Source organism: Cohnella rhizoplanae (assembly GCF_948329515.1).
GTDB classification, from domain to species: Bacteria; Bacillota; Bacilli; order Paenibacillales; family Paenibacillaceae; genus Cohnella; species Cohnella rhizoplanae.
This window is the reverse complement of the sequence record NZ_CAOJCN010000018.1, coordinates 1-22,763: the sequence shown is the minus strand read 5'-3', so window position 1 is coordinate 22,763 and position 22,763 is coordinate 1. Positions and strand designations below refer to the sequence as shown.

Here is a 22,763-nt window from a genome sequence, read left to right as displayed (position 1 = left end):
CGTCCGGCGAAAAATATGAATAGTTCATTTTACCGATCATCTCTGTCGAGTATCCTGAATCCGTTGCGGGTATCGGACTCGGACCGGCCGATCTGGGAACCTGCGATCCCTCTCTTCAGCTTGTTCTGGCAATTAAAGCAGACCTTGCCGTCGCGGATCGCCGCGCCGCACATCTCGCAGGGATAGGTCAGATTCGGCGCCACCGCCTTGGAGATCCGGCCCTCCTGGATGAACTTGGTGATCTGCTGCACCGTAACGCCCGTCGCTTCGGACAACTCGTTTATCGTCACGCCTTTATGGTCCTTAAGAAACTTGAAGCAAGTCTCGTAATCCTGCTCGATCCCTGCATGGCACTCGTCGCAGATGGTGCGGAATTGACGGTTGAACAGCTTGCCGCAGCGCGGACAGTTGGCTAAAGCCACTTGAGAGCCCTCCCGATCCTACTTGTAGATATTGTTATTCTAGCACGAATAGGAAAGAGTTGTAACCGTCTGCGGTCATGCCCTCGCCCACGCGAGTCCATGGATCTCGGCCGAGGAATAAGCCTGCAGCAGCGCGTGCGCGCACTCGTTCATCGTGCTGCCCGTCGTATAGATGTCGTCGATGAGGAGAATTCGTATCTTCCCGGTCTGAATGGATCTTAAGGGATCCGGAATGTCCGCCGCGCGAAACAGTCCCTGCATGTCCCTGATGCGGGCGCCGCGGCCTTTGCGGCTCTGCTTCTCGGAATCGCGCGTACGAACGAGTAAATTCGCATAAGGTATCCCGTGCCAAGCGGCCACTATCGCGGCCACCCGCTCCGCTTGGTTGAAGCCTCGCTCCGCCAAACGCGCGTCCGAGAGCGGAACGGCCGTGACGAGGTCGAATCGCAGGCCGCGTGCCGTATGGAATCTCTCCAGAGCCGATGCCAGCATGGCGGCGACCACGGGCGCGAGCCGCTCCGCGCCTTGATATTTAAAGGATGCGAGCAGTTCCTTCATCTCGCCTTCGTAACGGACGGACGATCGGTTCGACGCAAAATACCGCCGTTCGCGACGCGGACAATCGCCGCATCGCTCGGGCCTTCCACAGACCGGGCACGAGATCGCCAGGATCCAAGGTATCCGGGCTCTGCAGGCAGCGCACAGCAAGTCTATCGCGGCCCGCGCTTCGGGGTGGCGAAGAGGCATGATAGAGACGGCGGATGCGGTGCCGCGCCCCTCTCTGCCGCAGCGCAGACAGCGTTCTAGATCGGGCTGAAAAAGCCGATAGATGCGCTCTATAAAAGCAGAAATCATCTCCCAGCACCCCGCTCCAGCAGATAGCCGCCCCGGCGAGCCAGTCGATTCATCGCGGTCACCTGCCGGATCGCGCCGGTCAGGGACCGGGTCCGATGCGCGGCGCAGAAGAACACCCGGCCGGCCGGGTCGTCCGCGGAGCGCCCGGCGCGGCCCGCCATCTGGACGAGCGCGGCCTCGTCGAATAGCTTGGCGTGCGCGTCCAGAATATAGACGTCGCTGCGGGGCACGGTGACGCCGCGTTCGAGAATGGTCGTCGTCAGCAGGAGACGGAGTCCGCGCTCTCTGAAGGCCGTGACTTTGTCCCTGCGCCCTTCGTCCTGGGACGAGGTGCCGTCGATGGACATCGGCGATACGCCCCAGGCATGGGCTTGGCTGCGGAACAGCGCGACCAGCGTATCGATCTGTTTGATATACGGGACAAAGACAAATACTTGGGCGCCCCTCGCCAGCGACGAAGCGATGCATGCGTATAAAGCGGCAGCCTGCCTGTCGGCCAGGCGCTGCCGAATGCCAGGTCTTTGCTTGTGGGCGCGCGCGGAGGCAACGCCTCCATTGGTCCAGCGATGCAGCGGAGGCATGATCATGACCCGCGGCACGGGCAGCGGATGCCGGTGGTAGCGAACCGGCACCTTGGCGCAGGGCAGGCGTCCGAAGCGGACCGCCCGGCGCAGCGCCGGAGGCGGTGTCGCGCTCAGCAGCACGGTCGCGCCGTCCGGCTTCCGGGCTGCCGCAGCCGCGTGATGAAGCATAGGGTCGCCGTGGTACGGAAAGGCGTCGAGCTCGTCGATCAGCACGAGATCGAACGCCTGGCCGAATCGCATCAGCTGATGCGTAGTGGCCAGCGTGAGGTCGGCCTGCTGCCAGCGCTCCCCGCTGCCGCCGTAGAGCACGGCGATGCCGCGGCCCGGGAACGCCTTGGCCAGCCGCGGCGCCAGCTCGAGGACCACGTCCCGGCGCGGCGTCGCCAGCAAGGCCCGTCCGCTAGCGCTCAGCACCGCGTCCAGAAGCGGGAAGATCATCTCGGTCTTGCCGGCGCCGGTAACGGCCCATAGCAGAAAGGATCGGGGTTGTACGGCCAAGGGGTCTCCGAGCGTCGGCGGCTCTGGGAATGAGGGGTCCGCGGAACGGCGATGGAACAAGCTCATGAAGCGGAAAAAGGGGCGCCAGGCAGTTACGGCGGTCAGGCGAAGTGCTGCCCGGCCGGGTGCGTCGGCCATGCCCGGCTCGTGCTCCGCCAGCAGGAAGCGCACCGCCTGCTCCGATGCGGCCCGCTGCGCGGGGCTGAGGCCCCAGCGCGCGCAGATGTCCGCTGCGGACGGCCGGGCGGGCGCCGCGGGTGGCAGGCTGCCTGCGGCAGTCGGCCGCGTGAGGGCCCCTCGCGGCATGCCACCTGTCGCAGGCGCCCGCGTGAGGACAACCGCGGACGGCCGCAGCGGCGATGCCGCCGGTGCCGGCCCCCGCACGAGCAGCCCGCATGCGCGGCTGCGGCCGAGCGCGAGGCACGCCTCGCAGACGGCGCAGGCGCCGCTCCCGCAGGAGGCGCACGCCGTGCGCCTCATCGCGGCCTCGCCGCTGCCGCATCGCCGGCAGCGCAGTCGCCGGCCACGCGGCGCCGCGTCGGCGGCGACCGCCGCGCCGAGCCGCAGCACTCCCAGCAGCGCGCCCAGCTGCAGCAGGCCCGGCAGACCCGCGCCCAGCGCAAGGCCAGGGGCATGCTCGGCAAGCATCGCCGCCGCTTCCGCCTGCAGCAGCGAACGCCCCTGGAGCAGCGGCACGATGGCCTGCACGCGCATCGCCTGGAGCCGCGCTTCGGCACTCGGCCGCCGCCCTTCCGCAGCCGCAGCAGGCTCCAACCGCTCGCATCCCTCGTCACCGCTAAGCGACAAGCGAGCTTCTACATGCGGCAGACCCGACATTGAACGAGACGCCCCGGTCTCGCCGAACGTGCGCAGCAGCAAGCGCTCTACCGCATCGGCGTCCATATTCCGCGCATCGCCCTTCCTTTCCAGCCCCGACCGCATCACCCCGCACCCGGCCTCAGCCTCACCCAAAGGAAGCTGCCGCTTCAGCTTGACGATCATGCTCGCCATCTCATGGACGCCGACGCCGACGCCGCCTCTGCTAACGCTCGCTGATCCCCCCCTCCCTCTAGCTAGATCCCCATCCCCATCTCCAGCCTGGAGGTCCGCCCTCTCGTCGCCCGCTTTCCCCCATGCCTGCGCTACCCCATCCCGATATTCTCGATCGAGCCAGTAAGCCTTGTCCGTTTCCCAATCCACTGTAAACCTGGCCTGCCAGCCTGCTGCCGCCAGCCGCACCGCATAAACCGTCACCCTCACTGACTCATCTCCTTTAACAACCTGTATCCCGCAACCAAGCCCATCACGGTCATATCCACGCAACATCGTGTCGCCGCGCTATATGCGCCAGAACGCAAAAGAAGCACATCGCTCCGGCCTGCCGCGCCGTAAGCGAGTGTGCTTCACTCGTGTCCCAATCCATCGAATTCCCTCTATTGTAATCGATCGGTAACGGATGTCAATTCCGCCCGCCCCTCGTCGTCCCCACGACCGGCACTAGGACCCGCTTGACCAACAGAGCCCGCATCCTGACTGGCCCTCCGCCCGGTGCCGCCGTGGCCTCCGCCTCCGCTACCGTCACCGAAGCGCCTCGCCTCGTCAACGCTCCCGCTCCGCGGAAGCTCCATCCACACCGTATCCGGGCCGTTCCACGCCTCCGCGTACGCCGCCTTGGCCTCTTCCCAGCGCCTGCGACCCGCCTCAGCGTCCTCGTCCGCCTCGGGCAGCTGGCGAATCAGGCTCACGCCCGACTCCGTGCGCACGAGCTTCTCCACGATCTGCGCGGTGCCGTCCGCCGCCTCCGGCTCGAGCAGCACCGTGATGCCGATATCCGTCCCCGACAGGCTGCCTTGATAACGGAGCGAGCGGATCACCCACTCGATCTGATCCTCGTAATTGCCCGCCACGATGACATAATGCCGCTTGCCGACATCCTTGCGCCGATGACGCAGCAGCCGGAAGGCGCAAGCCGCGGCGATCGCGTAGCAACCGGCGATCCACAGCAGCAATCCGATCATAGAGCCACCTCCTTCGCGTGAACTCGGCGGCCCTGTCTTCATTATCATGGAAGAAGCAGTTTCTTCCGAAAAGGCCGCGCCGCTATGCGACACTATATGCCGCGCGGCGCTCGGCGGTTCCGTCGTCCGCGACCGCGCGCTCCAAGGGCGGCGGCGGCCGCTGATTCGCGCCGATACAAAGCGGAACAAAAGCAAAGAGAGCCCTCACGCCTGCGGCAAGCGCAGCGCGCGAAGACCCTCCCCTAACTCCCTAACTCCCTAGCTCCCTAAGCCTCTTAACCCTCTTAACTCCCCTATCATCCGCCTTACGCCGGATTCAGCACCAGATCCTCGTCCTCGTCGCGGTTAAACGCTTCGCGGTCAAATTCCCCTTCGGCGTTCGCCACGAGCAGCGAGGTGACGGTCGTGCCGGTCGCGTTGACGGCGGTGCGGCCCATGTCGATCAGCGCCTCGACGCCGGCGACGATGCCGATGCCTTCGAGCGGCAGGCCGAGCGCGGTCAGCACGACCGTGGTGGAGATGACAGCCGGTCCCGGCACGCCTGCCACGCCGATCGAGGAGATGATGCTGACCAGTACGAGCACGACGTAGTCCGTCCCCGTCAGGTCGATGCCGTACACCTGCGCCGTAAATACGGCCACGATCGCGGGCCAGATGCCGCCGCAGCCGTTAAAGTTAACCGATGCGCCGAGCGGCGCCACGAAGCTCGCGATTCTCTCCGACACGTGGAGGCGCTTGGTGATGACCTCCAGGTTCACGGGCAGCACGGCGAAGCTGCTGCGCGTGGTGAAGGCGACGGCTATCGTCGGATAGATCTTGCGGAAGAAACGAAGCGGATTCACCCTCGCCACGAGCAGCACGAGACCGCCGAATACGAGCACGAAATGAATGATCAGCGCCGCGTAGGAAGTGACGATGACGCTTCCGAGCTCCTGCAGCGTTTCCCAGCCGTACTTGGCCGTGATGCCCGCGATGAGCGCGAATACGCCGTAGGGCGTCAGCCGGATGATGAACTTGACGACCTGGTGCAGCACCTGCGTCAGCGAAGCGATCAGCTCGCGCACCGGACGGACGGCCTCCGCGTTCCGCGAGCCGACCTTGATGATGGCGACCGCGATGAACAGCGCGAAGATGAGCACGGGCACGACTTTGCCGTTGGCCGCTTCAAGCACCGGATTGGACGGGACGAGATCCAGGATAACCTGCGAGAACGTCGGAATCTCGCGCGCCTCGAAGCCTTCCGGCACCGCCTGCTGGATCCCCTTGCCCGGGTTGAACAGCAGCGCGATCAGCAGGCCGATGATGGAGGCTACGCCGGTCGTGCCGAGGAACCAGGCGAACGTCTTGAAGCCGATCTTGCGCAAATACTCGAGACTCGTGAGCGACGCGATGCTGTTGAGCACCAGGACGAACACGAGCGGGATGACGAGCATCTTGATCAAGCTGACGTAGATGCTGCCGAACGTGGTGATCGCCTTGGTGTCGAGGTCCAGATTCTGCAGGAGGATGCCCGCGAGCAGGCCCAGCACCAGGCCCGTGATGACGCGGAGACCGAAGCCGACGCGCTTTCTGGCCATGAAGTACAGAATGAAGAATACGAAAATCGCGACGACGAAGCTGTACCAGTTCGTCTCGATGGCGGAGAGCAGATTGTTGTCTACGCTGTTCATAAGGTTGATATCATCTCTTCCCGATTATGATCATTCGACGAGCGATTGGATGACCGACCGCATCTCGTCTTCCTTCATCGTGCCGAGCTTCCGGTATGCGACGCGTCCTTCCTTGTCCACGAACACGGAGACGGGGATGGAGGTCACGCGGTAGGCCTTGGACACGCTTTTGTCCGAATCGAGCAGCACTTGGAAAGGGTAACCGCCCTGGGCGATGTACGAAGCGACCTTGTCGCGGTCCTCGCCGATATCGACGGCCACGATCGCCAGATCCCCGCCTTCGAACGACCGGTATACCTGCTTCATGGCGGGCATTTCTTTTTTGCACCATTTACACCAGGTGGTCCAGAAGTTCAGATAGACGGCCTTGCCCCGCAGATCCCGCAGCGACACGGCGTTCCCGTCCAGGTCCTTCAGGGTAAAATCGGGCGCAGCCTCCAGCCGCCCCTCGGCTGCCGCCGGCTGCGCGCTACCCTGTCCGCTCAGGCGCGACTGACGCTCCTGCAGGACCTGCGCGTAGCCGCCGCCGTCGCCTTCGCCGTAGCTGCCGGACACATACAGGGCGACCGCGAAGAGGACGAGCGCGGCGCCGAGAACGACCCATTTATTTTTCATCGTAAAGTTGCTCCTCGTACGCCCGTATCCATACGGGCTGAATGGACGGCCATAGGCCGCCCATTCCCGCTCCGTGCTATTCAGGCGTTCCGATTACTTGGAGAGCAGATTGAACAGGACTTGGGCCACCTGCGCGCGGGTCGATACGCCCGCAGGATCGAGCTTGCCGCCGTTGCCCGACACGACGCCGCTCTCGACGAGCGCCTTGAACGCGTCCTGCGCATAGCCTGCGATCTGGCCCGCATCCGAGAATCCGGACACGTTAGCGCCCGTCTTGGCTGCCGGGAGCTCGCCGAGCACGTTTAGCGTACGGTAGAGCAGCGTGAACAGCTCTTGCCTGGAGATCTGGCTATCCGGCTTGAAGCTGCCGCCTGCGCCCGTCGCGATGCCAAGCCGCTTGGCTGCCGCCAGGTAGCCGGTGTAATAAGTATCGCCGGCATCCGCGAAGTTGTCGGCCGCGTCGGCTTCAGGCGCGATGCCGTAAGCCTTGAGCAGCAGCGTCACGAACTGGCCTCTCGACACGGTGGCGCTCGGGCTGTAATGCTCGGCGTCCGTACCGGTCGTGATGCCGCGCGCCGCCAGGAATCCGACGGCGTCGCCGTACCAGGACGAAGCCGCGACGTCCGCGAAGCTCACCGGATTGTAAGCGACGATATATTGCGAGAAGTGCGTGGTCGTGAACTTCACTTCGCCCGAGGCCGCGTCGAACTTCCCGCGTACCGTCTCGAGCTCGCCCGTCGTCTCGTTCACATAGTAGACGATGATCGCGTTCGCGGATTCTCCGCTCTTGAGCGTGTAGGGCAGGCTAACATTGACCTTGCCGCCGCCGAAGGCGGATACGTTCGCCTCGCCCGCGGTTACCGCCAGATCGTAGACCGGACGATCGCCGAGTACCTGCTTGCCTTCCTCGGTCAGCTCGGACTTGGTGATCTGGACGCCGATGTCGCCCGTGCCTTCGGTTGCGCCGATGCTCGCGAACGCCTTCGCGTCGAACGTGATCGTACCGAAGCCCGCATAATTGATCTTAATCTCGGCCTGGGTCGTGCCGGCGAGCGCCTTCAGCACCTCGCGCGGCAGCGTCAGCAGCCCCGACTTGGTGTCCGCGCTCGCTTCGATGTTTAGCTCGATGACGGCTGCCTTGCCTTCGGCTTCCGCCTTCTTCGCGCTGTCCACCAGTCCGGAGATCTCGCTCGCCGTGACGGAAGCGGAGGTCAGGCCGGTCGACGCGTCGAACTTAGGAGCGAGCTTCACCGAAACGACGGTCTTGCCGTCATCCACGCCCGCGCCTTCCGGCGGCGTCGTAGGCGTCGGCGTCGGCGTAGCGGTGAATGGAGGTACATATGGCGCTGCATACTCAGGCACGGTGACTTCCACGTCCGCGCTGGCATAGAAGCCAGGCTTGGCCGCGACGCGCACGTGGTACTTGCCACCCGCGAGGCCCGTGATCGTGGATCCGGTTACCGGCGTATAGGCGGTCGCGCCGTGCGCCTTGTACTCCAGATCCGCGGTTACGCCCGTAATCTGGCCGTCGTTATTCGCCGAGTTCGTCGGCGCTACCCCTTGCAGTCCGGTCGGCGCGGCTTGCGCCTGCTTGGACGGGACGACGACGTCGACGGACGGTCCGGCCGTCAGCTTGTCGGTCGCCGCATATCGCAAAGTGTAGGTGCCTGGCGCGAGACCCGTCAGGCTGCCGTTCGAGCCGTTGCCTTCAATCTTGCTGTAGACGGCATTGGCCACGGAAGCATCCTTGTACTCGAGGCCTTCCGTAATGCCCGCGATCTGGCCGTCGTTAAGATCCGGCCCGCTAGGCGCGATGCCTTCGAGACCCGCCGGCGCGGATTGCTGGCCGAACTTCGGCACGGTCACGAGCGTGTCGGGACTGGCGTTAACGCCGTCCTTCGCTTTGTTGCGCACGAGATAGTCGCCGTAGACGAGTCCCGTGATCGACGGCGTAGTCGCGTTCAGATAAGCATCTGCGCCGACCTTCTTGTACTCTTGACCGGCTGTCGTACCGGCGATCTGACCGCCGTATACGTCGTTAGCTACCGTCGTCGCGATGCCTTTGAGGCCTTGCGGCGCGGCCAGCTGCAGCGGCGTCGTGTTCTGCGGCACCGCGATGCGAACCGATTGGCCCGGCTTGTAGACGATCTTGTCGTAGCTCTTCGTCGTCGAGTTTTTCTTTTGCGCGCCGACGATCGATCTGTAGCGGACATCGTACTCGCCCGGCGCGAGGCGCCAGATGGACGTGCCGGTAACGGCCGTATATTCCGTATCGGATGCCTTCTTGTACTCCAGCGCCTTCTGGCCGACGCCGTCGATGCGTCCGTCCGTGCCGCCGAACTGGGAAGGCTCTACGCCGACCAGGCCGCTCGGCAGCGATTCCGTGCGGGACAGCACGCTGTTCAGCGCTTCGACATAGTTCTGATAGGACTTCGTGGCGTCCGCGTCCTTCTTGGACGTATCGGCCCAGCCATACATCAGTTCGATATGTCCGAGGATCGGCGCCGCATTGCCATCGGCGTCCTTATTGTCCTTATTATAGGTAAAGAAATAAGGTACTTGCAGGCGGATCGCCTCAACCTTGGCGCCGCTGCCGTCCGTGTAGAAGATGTTGGAGGTCGCTCTTGTCTCGTATTCCGCACGCAGATTGGTCAAGTATTGCTTGGCCAGATCGACATACAGATACGCGTACGCGTTTTTGCTGTCGCGAATCATCAGCTTGTCGTTATCGTGATAGTTGGCGTCCGGCTTCGTGACGTCCAAGCCTGCGTCGATACGCGGGTCAAAGAAGTAGACTTTGTCCACGCCGTACTTTTTCGCATACTCGTTGACGTACTTAACCGCCGCTTGGGTGTTCGGGCACCAGGAGCCGCCGAACAGCAGCACATAGTCGCCCTCGCTGCGCAGAATGCCCAGCAGCTCGTCGTAAGTTACGTGCTCCAGCACAAGATCCTTGTCGGATTCGTCGAAGATCGGAGCCGCATTCGGCGCGTAAAACGGACCGTTGTGGATAAAGCCCGGCGCGATCAGATCGTACGCGCTGATCGTGCTATAGGCGTTCGCTGCATTGAACACGCCGCGAATTTGTCCCTTATAGGCATCGATCTTGGCCGCGTCCGCATTCCCGTTCGACTGGAAGTCCGCCGCGACCGCGGCGCTCTTGAAGCCGGCGACGACCGGGCCGCTGCCGTTGTCCTTGTTGTAAACGAAGACATAAGTTTGATTTTGCACGTTCGCCGCATCCGGCGCGTTCGTCAGGTATTTATTAATGAGATCGGTGTACTTGTAGGCAAAAGCGTTGGCGCTGTTCGCAATGTCCAGGTCGTCCTTGCCGTCGAGGCGCGTGTCGAAGTTGTAGACCTTCGCGATCCCCTTCTCCTTGGCCACCTGGTTGATATACGCGATCTGCGCCTGGGTCGACGGGTTGGCCGCGCCGCCGAATACGACGGCATAGGTGCCCGGCGTCTTGAAGATCTGCGCGATATCCTCATAAGTCGTCGTCTGGAACACATGCGATTCGTTCTTCAGAGACGGGTAGACGTCGCTGAAGTAATCGTAATGGCTGACGCCGCCGCCGTTCGACGTGACTACGCCCTCCGGCGCTTGCTCGGCCGCGTGGGCCGCCAGTGCCGGGATCGCCACGAAGACGGCGAGCAGCAGAGCCAGGATTCGTTGTGCTTTCACTTTCAATATCAATCCGAACGCCTCATTTCTTTATCTACTGGTACTCATCGAGATCGAATCGTGCGCGATAGCGTTATTACGGGCAAATCTCTTCTTCCGGCGGGCAGATCTCCTCGGAGGAGGAAGACGCGCTCGAGGAGGAGGACGACGAGGAGCTGGAGGATGCGGCAGCGGTCGTTGCAGACGCTTTAGGCGCATCTACCTTTTTGACGAACGTCGTAGCCTTCGCAGGCGCGGCATCCGCAGGCTTTTCTACTGCTGCGGACGTTTGCGGAGCGGCTGTCGGTTCCGGCGCCTTGGTCTGCTGCGCTGCCGCGACGGTCGGCTTGGCGGTCGGCGCCGGCGTAGCCTTAGGCGCTGCTGTCGGCTGCGCGGACTTCTCGGTTTGCACGGACGCGGTCTTCACGATGGCCGCAGCCGTCTTTTCGTTCGATTCGGCCGGGGCCGCTTTGTCGGCCTTAGGCTCGTTAGCCGTTGCCGCGGCTGCCGGCTCGTTTTTCGGCAGATCGGCCGCCTTGACGACGACGCCGGCATTGGATGAGGCAGCGACTTCTACGACTTGGCCGGACGCTTCCGGAGCCGGAGCCGCTTCCTTAGCCGACGCCGCAGCAGCTTCGGGCGCAGCTTGCTCGCTAGCGGCCGGCGCAGCGGCTTCGGATACAGGCGCAGCGGCTTGCTGCTCGGGCGCCGCAGTCGCTTGAGGCGCGGCAGCCTGCTGCTCGGGCGCGGACGCCGCAGCCTCCGTCTTTTGATTGGCCGACACGGCCGCGTAGGTCAGTCCGCCGAATACGACGGCAGCTGCGACTACGGAGATTCCCAGCTTGGAAAGCGCGAGTTTCTTCATTTTAAAATCATCCTCCCCATGATGTATGAGCTTGTCGGAAACAAAAAAAGATCCAACAGAAACGCTCTTGAGCGCTCCCGTTGAATCTCCGGCTGTCCAGTCGATTCAGGTTCTTTTTCGATTCCGCATCGCCATAGCTTTACAATGAATTCATATTATATCCATAATCCCGACCTGTCAACTAGTATTTAAAATGGATATGACCTGCAGCCCCGCTTTTTTATCGATTAATCACAATGAATCCCGCCGCCTGCTTTTACTTGGACTTCGCCCCAACGCAAAGACGCCGCCTTCTAATCTCAAGATTAGAGGACGGCGCCCGGGCTTCGAGCCATATGTATGCCATTTCTAGCTGTTGCGTCGTTGCGAGGCGGCGCTACAGCGTCACCCAGCCGAACTTGATCGAGTTGATGACGGCCTGCGTGCGATCATCGACTTCCATCTTCTGCAGGATGCTGCTCACATGGTTCTTGACCGTCTTCTCGCTGATGAACAGACTCTCGCCGATGTTCTTGTTGCTCTTGCCTTCCGCCATGAGGCGCAGCACCTCGGCTTCGCGGCGCGTGAGCGGGTTGTTGCCCCGCGGCACGAACTTCGTGATCGTCTCGCGGCTCGCGGCGGCGCCGGAGGCGGCTCCGATCTCGTCGAGATAAGTCATGCGGCGCAGCTGGTTGATGAGCTTACCGGTGACCTTCGGATGAATGTACGCATGCCCGTTCGCTACCGTGCGGATCGCGTCCACCAGTGCTTCCGCCTCCATGTCCTTGAGCAGATAGCCCGTCGCTCCCTTGCGCAGCGTCTCGAAAACATAGCTCTCGTCGTCATGGATGGACAGGATAATGACCTTGATCTCCGGGAAGATGTCGCGCAGCTTCTCGGTCGCGATCACGCCGTTCTCTGTCGGCATGTTGATGTCGAGCAGCACGACGTCAGGCTTTTGCCGGTTGCAGAACTCCAGCACCTGGATGCCGTCCCCGCACTCGCCGATGACCTCCAGGTCGGGCTCCATATTCAATATCCGCTTCAGTCCCTCGCGGAACAGTTGGTGGTCGTCGGCAAGGAGGACTTGAATCTTGCGGCCCGAGGCGATGTTCGAATTCTTACTCTCCATTAATGTCCAACTCCTTCCGCATCTCAGCTTTAATCGGTACTATAATCGTGATCGTGGTTCCCTGCCCGATGGCCGAATCGATCGTGATCTCTCCCATCAGCAGATCCACGCGCTCCTTCATGCCCATGAGTCCGAACTTGGCGGTCTTCTTCGCGTGCGCCTCGGCCAGATCCGTGTGGAAGCCCTTGCCGTTGTCCTTGACGACCATCCGGATCGTCTCTTCCAGATAGGCGATATCCAGCGACATATACGACGCCTCGGCGTGCTTGAAGGCGTTGTTGAACGACTCCTGGACAAGCCTGAACATCGCGGCTTCCAGCGCGGGCGAGATCCGCTTCTCCCGTCCGCTCGTCTCGAAGACCGAGCGAATCGAGGTGCGTTCCTCGAAGTCCTGCACGAATTTGCGGAGCGTGGGCACGAGACCCAGATCGTCAAGCGCCATGGGGCGGAGGTTGAATATGATTTTGCGAATCTCCCCCAGTCCCGACCGTATCTGCGTTTTCAAATCAACCAATTCGCTGCGGACAAGCTCCAAATCCTTCGTGTCCAGCATTCTCTCGGCAATTTCGGTCCGGAGAACCAGGTTGGCGAGCGACTGCGCGGGTCCGTCATGGATCTCCCGGGCCATGCGCCTGCGCTCTTCTTCCTGGGCCAGGATGATCTTGAGGCCGATGAGCTGGCGGTTCTTGGCCGACTCGAGGATCCGCGTCACCTGATTCAGATCGCCGGAGAAGTAATCCAGCACGACGTTCATCTGGGAGCCGATCATCTCCGCCCGCTCGATGGAGAGCTCCACGTTGCGGACGCGGTTCTGCAGATCGTCCCGCCGCGCCTTCAGATAGTTCTCTTTCTCCCGATAAATCGTGAGGTCCAGCTGCAGCTGCGTAGCCTTCTCGTATGCGGATTTAATGTCTCTCTCCGTGAACCGTACGAAATCCCTGCTCACCTCGGTGAGCCGGATGCGCGATAGCTTGTAATCCCGTTCGAGGGCATCGACCTTGTCGATCGTGGAGGAGGTTTCCTTCAGGACGTTCTCCAGTTCCTTGCCGAGCGACACGAGCTCGCGTCTCGCCGCCTCGCAAATCTCGAAAACTTGCATCTTGCTGTCTTCCATGACGCGCATCGCGTTCTGAATGACCCGGTCAATCTGTTCTACCCGATAGTCCAATCGAGCAACTCCCCTCCGCGCCCTACCCCGGACCGTCTCGCCGCGCGCTCCCCGCCACGATCGGCAGGTTAAATGGAGACAAGGTATTGCACCCATCATATCATATTTGCGCGCGACGTGGACGGGGCGACTAGGTCTAGCAGCGCAAGATTAGCGAATTGTAATCGTCTTGGTCTTCTGGTCCCAACCGACCTTGCGGCCAAGCTCCGTGGAAACGACGCGCACCGGCACGAGCACTCTGCCATTGCGAAGAATCGGCGTTGCCGCCGCGGTCGCGCGGACGCCCGTGTTGAGCAGATCCGGCTTGCCGACCCACAGCTCGACGAGCTTGCCGCCGCCGATGACGGTTGCCTTCTGCGCCGCCTGATCCCAGCCGATCTCCGCGCCGAGCGCGTCCGATACGAAGCGCAGCGGCAGGTACGTCGTATTGTTCAGCAGCAGCGGCGCGATGTCGAGGGCCACGCTCTTGCCGTCGACCGCCGCCGACTTCTGACCCAGCTGCAGCACGATGTTAGCCTGCGCATCGCCGCCGACGGCAGCCGGATACTGGAGCGACAGGTTGTCGAACGCCACCGCGCCCGTAAGCGCGCGCTCGTCCTGGCCTTCCTCCAGATTGACGACGTATAGCTTGGTGAGCGTCGCCGGATAAACGATGTCCTTGCCCGTCAGATCCACGCGGATCGTCTTCCAACCGGTCCAGTCGACCATCTTGGCGAGATCCAAGTATGCGAGCTTGCCGTCCGCGCCCTTGATCTCGGCGCGCAGCCAGTTAAAGGATCCGTCGCCGTAGGCGTCCAATGTAATCGCGCTTGGGCTGCCGGTTATAGGCAGGCCAGTGCTGCCGTTCGGCAAGGCATAGGCGAACCGGCTACCGGTGCCGACCGAGAAGTCATAGGTCAGCTGCAGCGCCTTGGACGTCTCGCGGCCCGGCAGCCCCGTCACGATCGCGGCCGTGCCGGAGGTCTCTGCCGGGAGCTTGTCGAATGTCACCGGGTACGTTGCGTTCTCGAACGTCTCGAAGCTCTTCTCCGCGCCCGCGCTCAGCGCGAACGCCGTCGAGAACCCGTCGTACCTGGCGATCGCGTAGCCGGTCTCCGTCTGCTCGCCGACCGCGCCGATCGTGATGACGCCCCCGCTCGCCGCAGCCGTGAAGCCCTTGAACTCCCACTTCGCCGCGTCCGCCGGCACTTCAAGCGTGCGGCCGTCCGCCAGCGTCGCCGTCAGCTTGGCCGTAATCTTCGCGCCGGGCGAGAGCACGGTCGTGCTCGGGCTCACCTTCAGCTGGTTGATCTGCGCGCCGCCCACGACCTCGAGATTCACCTTGTCGCTCGCCGCGCCCGATTTCACCGTCAGCTCTCCCTTGCCCGCCTTGGACGCGGTCAACACGCCGTCCGCGAAGCTGCCGAGCCCGCCGCTAACGCTCCAGGACGGCGTCAAGCCGGCCGCGTCAATCGGGTTGTAATACGTGTCGTACGCCTTGAGCGAGTATGTCGCTTGCTGGCCGATGAACAATGTCTTCGACCCGCTCGCGGTGATTCCCTTGGTCTCGCCCGCAGGCGCCGTCGTGTACACGCCGATCCCGTTGGCCACCGCCCGCTGCGTCGTTCCTGTCGTCGTCGGGTGCGCCAGCGTCGTCGCCGTCTCCCCGAGCGGACGCGTGATCATCGTCGTCGATCCGCCGCCGTCGAGATTGACCGCCTTCCACACGCCGAGCGCCGTCAGGACCTTCTGAAACTCAGCGAGCGTGGCACCGTTGCTGGTGCCATACTTTTCTACCGTCACGAGATAAGCCGTCTTGCCGTCCTGTGAATAGCCCACAGCCGTGCGGGCGGCGCTGGACGAACCGCTGACGCCGCTCACGTCCCGGCTGAACGCAGAAGCCTTGCCGCCGTCCATCAGCAGCGTGTGCCCGCTCACGATCATCTGGAAGTCGTTCTCGGTGTACGTCTTGCCGCTCGTCTGCGACACCAGATTATACGTGCTCGTCACCTGCGTGCCGACCGGCAGGCTGTTCAGGATGAAGTTGCCCGATTCCTTGCCCTTGTGCCCGCGGAGTATGTAACCGTTCGCCGGGATCGGCGTCTGAATCTGCACCCCGTCGCCGATCTCCGTCACAACGCCGTCCACCACCAGCGCCTCCAACGGCGTCGTGCCGCTGTTGGCCGGACGACTGGCTGCCGTCCATGCGTTCGTGTAGATGTACAGCGCGTTCGAATGGCTCGCCGTCTTGTCCGGGTAAGTCGTGTAGGAGGAATTGTTGAGACCCGACAGCGCGAATTGCGTCCCGTCCGCCGCCTGCACGCTACCCGTGAACGCGAACCGGTCGATGATCGGCGTCTTGTCCTTCGTCAGCGCGAACGCGAACATCCCCTGCAGCTTCGTCGGCGCGACCAGCAGCAGCCCCGAACGCAGCTCGGCGCCGAGCGGCGCTCCCTCGCTCGCCGCCCCGGTATTGAACACGTCTCCGTTGACTCCCGCTACCGCGCCGGTTGCCTTCGTCATCGCCCCGACCGATTGACCGGTCGTCACGCTGCCGCCTTTACCGCTCATCGCGTTCATCTGCACGTACGGATTCGACAGGTCGATCTGGAGTACGTGCACGAGATCCGTGCTCTTCTTCGCGTCAGACGGCACCCACCTATAGTTGACCTGCTTCACGCCCGACGTCACGATCGCCTCGTCCGACTTGACCAGTTTGTAAGTAACGGCGGCCGTCGCGGCATACGCCACGCCAGGCTGCAGCGAACCCAGCGGCGCGAACCCGCCGGTCCCGGCGAACGACGCGACGACAAGCGTGCCCGCCAACATTGGTATACATACGACTCTAGCGGCTCTCAGAATGTTAAACTTCGATTCAGACATTAGATGCAATACGCTCCCATGTTGTAATAGATTGGCGCGAGGGCCGGTTGGACGGATGATCCTACCGACTCCCGATATTCCCCTCTATTAGTAGACTCCGTAAACTACAAAAAGTTACATGCGATAAGAGATTTATATAAATTTCGACGCTATGGAAAATAAAAATGATCCCTGCCGGCGAAGTCGGAGGGATCATTTTACGATGGGATGTTCTATATCCTTTTGCGGTACTTCACGCCTCGATAGACACCGACGACAAGGAGCAAGGCGATCTGCCCGATCGCGGCTCCGCTCAGATCCACCATCACATCCAGCGGCGTCGGCGTCCGGTCCCCGGTGAACGACTGATTCCACTCGTCCAGACTGGCGAACGCGGCCACGATCAACAGCGCACACGGCACGCGTAGCAGTAATCTGCGGACCCAAGGTACCAACAAGAGATGCGCCTGCAAGCCGAGCATGAAGTACATGAACAGATGCGCGCCCTTGCGGAACAAGAACTCGACGAACTTGTACGGATTTTCCTTCGCATGGATGACGCTATGGTTGTAGCGGATCGTTACGTCCGGCACGACCTGCTGCAGCTGGTGCTCCTCAATGTGCTCTCGCATAAACGGAATAATGCTCTGCTTTGAGTACGGCTGCGACGAAAAGTCGAAGATTAGCAGCAACCATAGCACCAACGGCAAGGCGTACAGCAGCTTTTTGAGCGTAGCGATAGAGTAGTCCTCCTTGCGAGACAAGCTATCTCCAGAGCCGGGATTGCGCCCGGAGCGGAAATAGCTCGTCGTTCCTTACTTCATATATTGGTCGACCAACGCTTGCCCGGCATCCATCTCTGCGTTGAAGGTTGTCCGGTACTCGTTCAGCACGTCCGTGCTATACCCGTTCGCCTTAAGCTGGCTCTCGGTGTCCGAGAGAATGGATTCGAACTGCGCCTTGCAGGAGCTGATAGCGCCGTTCGCTTGGGTGACCAGCGTAGCTTTTTGCTCGTCAGTCGTGGCCGAGAGATAGCTCAATCCGATGTTCGTCAGGTTGCTCTTGCAGCTCGTCCGCAGCGCGTCCAGCTTGCTATAGGCGCTCGAAGTGATGGACTCATAGCTCGGGGCCGTCACGCCGCCGCCTGTCGATCCGCCGCCGCTGCCGCTCCCTGTGCTGCCCGGCGAGCCACCGCTGGATGATCCCCCGGTCGATCCCGCGCTTCCGTTCGTGCCGCCGGATGCACCGCCATTCGCCTGCGCTTCGCGATAAGCCTTGGACTCGCCCGCGACCGTCCCCGTCTTCGCATCCCATAGCACCGTCGTCCCGACCGCCTCCGAGATAAACCGGACCGGCACATAGATCGAGCCGTTCACGTTAAAAGCCTGCTGCCCCGTCGGCAGCTTTTTCTCCACGCCATCGAATACCAACTTCACGGCCGTTGGCACAAGCTTCACCTTAGTGACAGCCTGTGACGTTCTCCCCGCCGAAGCAGCTGCGTTCGCCATATACTCCTTCAATGCGACCTTCTGTGCGGACGTCGGTTCGGCCACCGATACCGTCTTAGTCTTGGCGTCGTATCCCACTTCCTTCTGCAGCGCATAGGATGCGAAGCGGAGCGGTATGTACACCTTAGACTGATACATGAACGCCACTTGCCCCGACGGCAGACCCAGCTTCTTGCCGTCGAACTCCATCGCGATCGGCTTCGATTCCACCGCGATCGTCGTCGTGGCGGCAGATGCCGCTACCGGAACCGACAACAACGTCGCGCCGAGCAACGCGGCGGATATGATAGTTCTCTTGCATTTCATGTCACTGCTCATCTCCTTTGGCTACTCAGCCTGCCAAGCGGCCAGAATCTTCGACATCGCTGCCAGCCTCGCCTGTGCTTTACCGCTATTATACTCGCTCTTCCACGCAGCGATCTTCGTATCTACGACCCCGGCATCCTTATAAGCCTGCTCAGCTTGCGCCAGCGTGCTGTTAAACAGCTGATCGCAGCTTCCTTCAGCCGCAGCGACCTTGCCCAGGAACTTCTTTTGCAGATCCGAGATCGATACCTCGCCATCCCCCGACTTGGCCCCTGCAATATAAGACGTCACTTCTCCGGTTAAGTTGCTGACCTTGGCTTGGCAGGAGGAGCGGATTGAGGAGAACTTAAACTCGTACTTGTTCTCGATCGCCTCGATCTTCTGCGTATCCGCAGGAGAGGGTTCAGGCGAGATGACCGGAGTCTTCGGCTCTTCGCTAGGCTCCGGCTCAACATCCTTGCTTGGCAGAGGGGTTGCATCGGAAGTAGCGGTCGGCGCTGCTGTCACCGGCGCACCATCGGTTGGAGCAAGGGAAGGAGCGGGAACAATGCTAGGTTCGCCGCTGCTGGACTTAGGGCTGGCCGGCAGTGACGAAGTTGCAGCGGGGGATGGCGATGCAGTAGGATTCAAATTCTCCTCGCCATTCCCCTTCGAGCATCCTGAAGCTAAGATGACGAGTGTCAGACCCACTACGCCTAAAACCAAAGAAACGCGAAGTCGCAATAAATTCATCATTGCTGCATTCCTTTTTCCTTCTTAGAGTCTTCATAGCTCTTGCCTTCACTTAGTCCGTACTTTTGGGCAATTTTGATCAACTCGTCATATTCCTTTTCGCTTAGCTTTTCAAGAATAATTTTCTTGGCTTCCTTTTTCTTCTCCACGCTCAGACCGCCGCCGGCCAGATCGGACAAAGTCTTGATGTCGCTTGCATCTAATCTTTTAAGCATAATGGTCATTAACTTCGTTTTCTCCGCAAAAGTAATGCCTTCCTTGACTGTCTCCGCCTTATCGACGGAAACCTCAGCGCTATAAGAAAATTCGGAGTCGTCGCCGGCATTCTCGGAAGAATTCTTGCCGCCGCCCGCAGTATCAGGAGAAGCAGGGCTTGTGGCACTCGGTTCTGCAGTGCTGGAGCTGCTGGAAGGGGGCTGATCTTTGCTTTCCGGTTCGGCATCCTTCGCGGGCTCTGGGGACGAAGAAGCGGCTTCGGAGGACGATGGAGAAGATGTCCCTCCTTCAACCACCGAGGGGCCAGGAGATGACTTTGCACTCTCCAGGATGGAGTCCGACAGCTTATCCATGACCTTATCAGCTGCATAATTGATACTGAAGTAGGCACCGGCCAGTAAGATTACGAGAAAACAACCGATCCCGATCAGCCATTTCTTTAATCTATTTTTCTTTTTCATGCTAAAAATCACCTCGTGTCTTTCGTTAAACCCATCGACTACATTTTGTTATAGTACGTCACATACCAGTCCGCAAACTTTTGAAGCCCCACTTCAATGGGTGTCTTCGGCTTAAACCCCACCGCTTGCTGCAATCTGTCGGTCGACGCATACGTAGCCGGCACATCGCCGGGCTTCAAAGGTTCAAAAATTTTCTCAAAACGAACGGTTCTACCGACTGCCGCGCCAAGTGCATTCTCTATCGTCTCTATAAATGTCATCAGTTTTTCCGGGCGGTTGTTTCCAATGTTATAAACTTTATGTCGAACGGTGTCCAGAGGCGGATTTCCTAAAATTCGTTCAATTCCCTCTACAATGTCATCAATATATGTAAAGTCGCGGTAAAGATCATTCTCAAAATCGCCGTTATTGAAAATTTTAATAGGTTCGTCGTTAAAGTATCTATCAGCAAACCCGAAGTAAGCCATATCCGGCCGCCCCATCGGACCGTATACGGTAAAAAAGCGGAGTCCCGTAGTTGGAATGTCGTAGAGGTGACTATAAGTATGAGCCATTAGCTCATTCGACTTCTTGGTCGACGCATAGAGAGACACCGGATGATCGACGAAGTCCGTCTCTTCGAACGGAACCTTTCGATTGGATCCATAGACCGAACTGGACGATGCATACACTAAATGTTCTACTGGATGGTGCCTGCAAGCCTCCAGTATGTTGAAGAAACCGATGATGTTGCTTTGAATATAGATGTCGGGATTGTCGATGGAATATCTTACTCCCGCTTGGGCAGCAAGATTCACGACGATGTGGGGCTTATGGCACTCAAAGACATCCATGAGCTTATCTTTGTCGGAAATATCGCTTTGAATAAATGTAAACTGTTCAAACGGCTGAAGAAGATCCAGACGCGCTCTTTTTAAACCCAGATCATAATAGTCATTTAAATTATCGATGCCTACCACGCGACAACCAAGCTCCAACAACCTTCTCGATAAAAAATACCCGATAAATCCTGCCGCTCCGGTGACTAGATAAGTTTTGCTGGTCTCAAGACTTTTGTAACTCAAAATGATGCGGCTCCTTTATAACTCCTCTAGTCGCAGACCTACGACCGATCGAGTGATACTCGACTCCCGCTTCCTGCATCTCTTCGACACTATACAAGTTTCTGCCATCGAACACGAGAGGCGTTCTCATCCACTGCTTGTACTGTTCAGGGGCAACGGCTTTAACTTCACCCCATTCAGTAAATATAAAGCAGACATTCGCCTCTAATAAAGCTTGCTCCGCACTGGATACGTACGTGATGCTGCCTCTGCCATTTCCGCCCTCCGGATGTACCTTGGCGAAGTTAGGTGAACCTACAGGATCAAACGCAAAAATATGAGCCCCCTGCTCTAGCAATAAAGGTACATTCTCAAGCGAGGCTGCTTCCCTTAGATCGTCTGTCCCCGGCTTAAAAGTCAGGCCCAAAACGGCTACCTTAAGTCCGTTAAAAGTAATCAATCTTTTACTCGCTTTTTTGTATAACATCGTCTTCTGCTCTTTGTTCACTTCAATCGCCGCTTTAACCGTCTTGAGCTCGTAACCGTTTTGCTGGGCTATAAAATCCAGCGCCTTGGTATCCTTCGGGAAGCAAGACCCTCCATAGCCGATCCCCGCGTTCAAGAACTTGCTGCCGATTCGTTCATCGAAGCTCATGCCTTTAGCAACATCCTGAATATCGGCACCCACGAGTTCACACAGATTTGCAATGTCATTCATGTAGGAGATTTTGAGGGCTAGGAAGTCATTAGAAGCGTATTTAATCATTTCAGCCGATCGTCGATTGACGGAGACTATGGGGATATTGAACGGTTCGTAGATTTTCATGAGAATCTCTTCCGCCCATTTGCTCTCAGTGCCAATAATGATTCGTTCCGCGTGGAGCGTATTTTGAACAGCTGAGCCTTGTGCCAAAAATTCCGGATTAGAAGCCACTTCTACCTTAACATCGTTTACGAGAAAGTCCTGAATAAACTGCTCGACCTTATCATTCGTTCCAACAGGGACTGTAGACTTGACGACTACAAGGCAGTCCTTTTCTACTGACTCGGCAATTTGCCGGGCGACTGTAGCAATATGTGAGAGATTGGCTGAGCCGTCAGGCTGTTCTGGCGTCCCTACGCCTATGAATATTGCATCTGCATCTTTATATGCCGCTTGGTAGTCAGTCGTGTAATTTAATTTTCCGGCAGCATAATTCTTCTGCATAAGGTCTTCAAGTCCCGCTTCATAAATTGGGGAGGAACCGGATTTCATTAACTCTACTTTTTCTAAATTTATATCGACGCAGGCCACTTGATGGCCGACTTCAGCAAAGCATACTCCTGCTACTAAACCGACATATCCTGTTCCCGCGACTGCAAGTTTTAACATTTTTCTTTTTACCTTCCCTGATGAGTTCTTTTTTAATTGAATTTTGCAGTTTGGCTCGTTAAGGATTTTCTTGCCACAAAACCAAATGACTAAGATCTTTTTTTTATTGCATTAACTCCATAATTCATTAAATACCAAGCAGATTTAACAACTCCTATACGTTCAATTCTCCTATACAAGTTCCACATATGCATTATTGCTTTAAATTTATTACTAGAAATTGATCCTTTAACGAGCCTATAACTTGCTAGCTCCTTTTGATAACCATAAGCGTATTGACCCTTTTTTAAAATTCCAAGCCATAATGCAGTATCTTGCTTTGCTCTTATATTGGGCATTTTTACTTCACCAATTAATTCTCTATCTAGGATCACTGTTAAACAACCGATAATTGTGTTTTTTAACAGATAATTATAATCTATCTTATTTGGAACTTTAATTACTCTGTTGAGATCCTCCCCATTCTCATTCATTACACGGTACATAGAATAAGAAAAAGTTACCTTACTATTTTTCATGAACGTGATTTGTTCATCAAGCTTATTTGGGTACCAAATATCATCACTATCAAGAAAAGCCAGATACTTCCCCCTCGCTACATTAATAGCAGTATTCCTTGAAACCGCCGCTCCCTCATTAACTGACTTTGTTATTAAAACTATCCGTTTATCAATCTGTTGATACTCTTTAATGATTTTGATTGTCTCATCCGTTGAACAATCGTCTACAATAATCATTTCCCAATTTTCATAGGATTGATTTATAACCGACTGTATTGTATTTTGAATGTATTTTTCTGAATTATATGAAGGAGT

The 22,763-nt window shown here is 58.8% G+C and carries 18 protein-coding genes; all 18 read right to left on the bottom strand.

Annotation, left to right across the window (positions count from 1 at the left end; translation table 11 throughout):
- Nucleotides 1–29 precede the first annotated feature (29 nt).
- Nucleotides 30–422, bottom strand: coding sequence for a flagellar protein (locus PQG80_RS21525; protein WP_271753649.1), 393 nt, complete (start codon nucleotides 420–422; stop codon nucleotides 30–32).
- Nucleotides 423–497: 75 nt separating this feature from the next.
- A complete protein-coding gene (locus tag PQG80_RS21520; RefSeq protein ID WP_271753648.1) occupies nucleotides 498–980 on the bottom strand; it encodes a ComF family protein in 483 nt (160 codons plus the stop codon).
- A 293-nt stretch (nucleotides 981–1,273) separates the two neighbouring features.
- Nucleotides 1,274–3,619, bottom strand: coding sequence for a helicase-related protein (locus tag PQG80_RS21515; protein WP_271753647.1), 2,346 nt, complete (start codon nucleotides 3,617–3,619; stop codon nucleotides 1,274–1,276).
- Between the two features lie 173 nt (nucleotides 3,620–3,792).
- Nucleotides 3,793–4,377: a hypothetical protein gene (locus PQG80_RS21510; RefSeq protein ID WP_271753646.1), complete on the bottom strand. Its 585-nt coding sequence runs from the start codon at nucleotides 4,375–4,377 to the stop codon at nucleotides 3,793–3,795.
- A gap of 305 nt (nucleotides 4,378–4,682) precedes the next feature.
- A complete protein-coding gene (locus tag PQG80_RS21505) occupies nucleotides 4,683–6,047 on the bottom strand; it encodes a dicarboxylate/amino acid:cation symporter (RefSeq protein WP_271753645.1) in 1,365 nt (454 codons plus the stop codon).
- A gap of 30 nt (nucleotides 6,048–6,077) precedes the next feature.
- Nucleotides 6,078–6,662, bottom strand: coding sequence for a TlpA family protein disulfide reductase (locus PQG80_RS21500; RefSeq protein WP_271753644.1), 585 nt, complete (start codon nucleotides 6,660–6,662; stop codon nucleotides 6,078–6,080).
- 93 nt (nucleotides 6,663–6,755) lie between these two features.
- On the bottom strand, nucleotides 6,756–10,346 hold the full coding sequence (locus PQG80_RS21495) for an S-layer homology domain-containing protein (protein WP_271753643.1): 3,591 nt from the start codon (nucleotides 10,344–10,346) through the stop codon (nucleotides 6,756–6,758).
- A gap of 76 nt (nucleotides 10,347–10,422) precedes the next feature.
- Nucleotides 10,423–11,190 (bottom strand): hypothetical protein, encoded by a 768-nt coding sequence (locus PQG80_RS21490; RefSeq protein WP_271753642.1) that lies wholly within the window; start codon nucleotides 11,188–11,190, stop codon nucleotides 10,423–10,425.
- Nucleotides 11,191–11,566: 376 nt separating this feature from the next.
- Nucleotides 11,567–12,301 carry a response regulator gene (locus PQG80_RS21485; protein WP_271753641.1) on the bottom strand — a complete coding sequence of 245 codons (735 nt, stop codon included), beginning with the start codon at nucleotides 12,299–12,301 and terminating at the stop codon, nucleotides 11,567–11,569.
- On the bottom strand, nucleotides 12,291–13,469 hold the full coding sequence (locus PQG80_RS21480; RefSeq protein WP_271753640.1) for a sensor histidine kinase: 1,179 nt from the start codon (nucleotides 13,467–13,469) through the stop codon (nucleotides 12,291–12,293). Before PQG80_RS21480 ends, PQG80_RS21485 begins: the two co-directional genes overlap by 11 nt.
- A 150-nt stretch (nucleotides 13,470–13,619) precedes the next feature.
- Complete coding sequence (locus PQG80_RS21475) at nucleotides 13,620–16,331, bottom strand: phosphodiester glycosidase family protein (protein ID WP_271753639.1); 2,712 nt, start codon at nucleotides 16,329–16,331, stop codon at nucleotides 13,620–13,622.
- 212 nt (nucleotides 16,332–16,543) lie between these two features.
- Nucleotides 16,544–17,074 carry a VanZ family protein gene (locus PQG80_RS21470; protein WP_271753638.1) on the bottom strand — a complete coding sequence of 177 codons (531 nt, stop codon included), beginning with the start codon at nucleotides 17,072–17,074 and terminating at the stop codon, nucleotides 16,544–16,546.
- A gap of 51 nt (nucleotides 17,075–17,125) precedes the next feature.
- Nucleotides 17,126–18,124, bottom strand: coding sequence for a copper amine oxidase N-terminal domain-containing protein (locus PQG80_RS21465; RefSeq protein WP_271753637.1), 999 nt, complete (start codon nucleotides 18,122–18,124; stop codon nucleotides 17,126–17,128).
- A gap of 21 nt (nucleotides 18,125–18,145) precedes the next feature.
- Nucleotides 18,146–18,859, bottom strand: a complete 714-nt coding sequence (locus PQG80_RS21460) for a hypothetical protein (RefSeq protein ID WP_271753636.1) — start codon at nucleotides 18,857–18,859, stop codon at nucleotides 18,146–18,148.
- A complete protein-coding gene (locus PQG80_RS21455; RefSeq protein WP_271753635.1) occupies nucleotides 18,856–19,533 on the bottom strand; it encodes a hypothetical protein in 678 nt (225 codons plus the stop codon). Before PQG80_RS21455 ends, PQG80_RS21460 begins: the two co-directional genes overlap by 4 nt.
- Nucleotides 19,534–19,571: 38 nt before the next feature.
- Nucleotides 19,572–20,597: an NAD-dependent epimerase/dehydratase family protein gene (locus tag PQG80_RS21450; protein WP_271753633.1), complete on the bottom strand. Its 1,026-nt coding sequence runs from the start codon at nucleotides 20,595–20,597 to the stop codon at nucleotides 19,572–19,574.
- A complete protein-coding gene (locus tag PQG80_RS21445) occupies nucleotides 20,578–21,948 on the bottom strand; it encodes a UDP-glucose dehydrogenase family protein (protein ID WP_271753631.1) in 1,371 nt (456 codons plus the stop codon). Before PQG80_RS21445 ends, PQG80_RS21450 begins: the two co-directional genes overlap by 20 nt.
- A gap of 89 nt (nucleotides 21,949–22,037) precedes the next feature.
- On the bottom strand, nucleotides 22,038–22,763 hold a 726-nt coding region (locus PQG80_RS21440), incomplete at its 5' end, for a glycosyltransferase family 2 protein (protein ID WP_271753628.1).

What these genes read in the sequence shown, in the direction of transcription:
- PQG80_RS21520 (WP_271753648.1), bottom strand. Translation starts at nt 980, where the DNA reads ATGAAGGAACTGCTCGCATCCTTTAAATATCAAGGCGCGGAGCGGCTC.
- PQG80_RS21510 (WP_271753646.1), bottom strand. Translation starts at nt 4,377, where the DNA reads ATGATCGGATTGCTGCTGTGGATCGCCGGTTGCTACGCGATCGCCGCG.
- PQG80_RS21505 (WP_271753645.1), bottom strand. Translation starts at nt 6,047, where the DNA reads ATGAACAGCGTAGACAACAATCTGCTCTCCGCCATCGAGACGAACTGG.
- PQG80_RS21500 (WP_271753644.1), bottom strand. Translation starts at nt 6,662, where the DNA reads ATGAAAAATAAATGGGTCGTTCTCGGCGCCGCGCTCGTCCTCTTCGCG.
- PQG80_RS21490 (WP_271753642.1), bottom strand. Translation starts at nt 11,190, where the DNA reads ATGAAGAAACTCGCGCTTTCCAAGCTGGGAATCTCCGTAGTCGCAGCT.
- PQG80_RS21485 (WP_271753641.1), bottom strand. Translation starts at nt 12,301, where the DNA reads ATGGAGAGTAAGAATTCGAACATCGCCTCGGGCCGCAAGATTCAAGTC.
- PQG80_RS21475 (WP_271753639.1), bottom strand. Translation starts at nt 16,331, where the DNA reads ATGTCTGAATCGAAGTTTAACATTCTGAGAGCCGCTAGAGTCGTATGT.
- PQG80_RS21465 (WP_271753637.1), bottom strand. Translation starts at nt 18,124, where the DNA reads ATGAAATGCAAGAGAACTATCATATCCGCCGCGTTGCTCGGCGCGACG.
- PQG80_RS21460 (WP_271753636.1), bottom strand. Translation starts at nt 18,859, where the DNA reads ATGATGAATTTATTGCGACTTCGCGTTTCTTTGGTTTTAGGCGTAGTG.
- PQG80_RS21455 (WP_271753635.1), bottom strand. Translation starts at nt 19,533, where the DNA reads ATGAAAAAGAAAAATAGATTAAAGAAATGGCTGATCGGGATCGGTTGT.
- PQG80_RS21445 (WP_271753631.1), bottom strand. Translation starts at nt 21,948, where the DNA reads ATGTTAAAACTTGCAGTCGCGGGAACAGGATATGTCGGTTTAGTAGCA.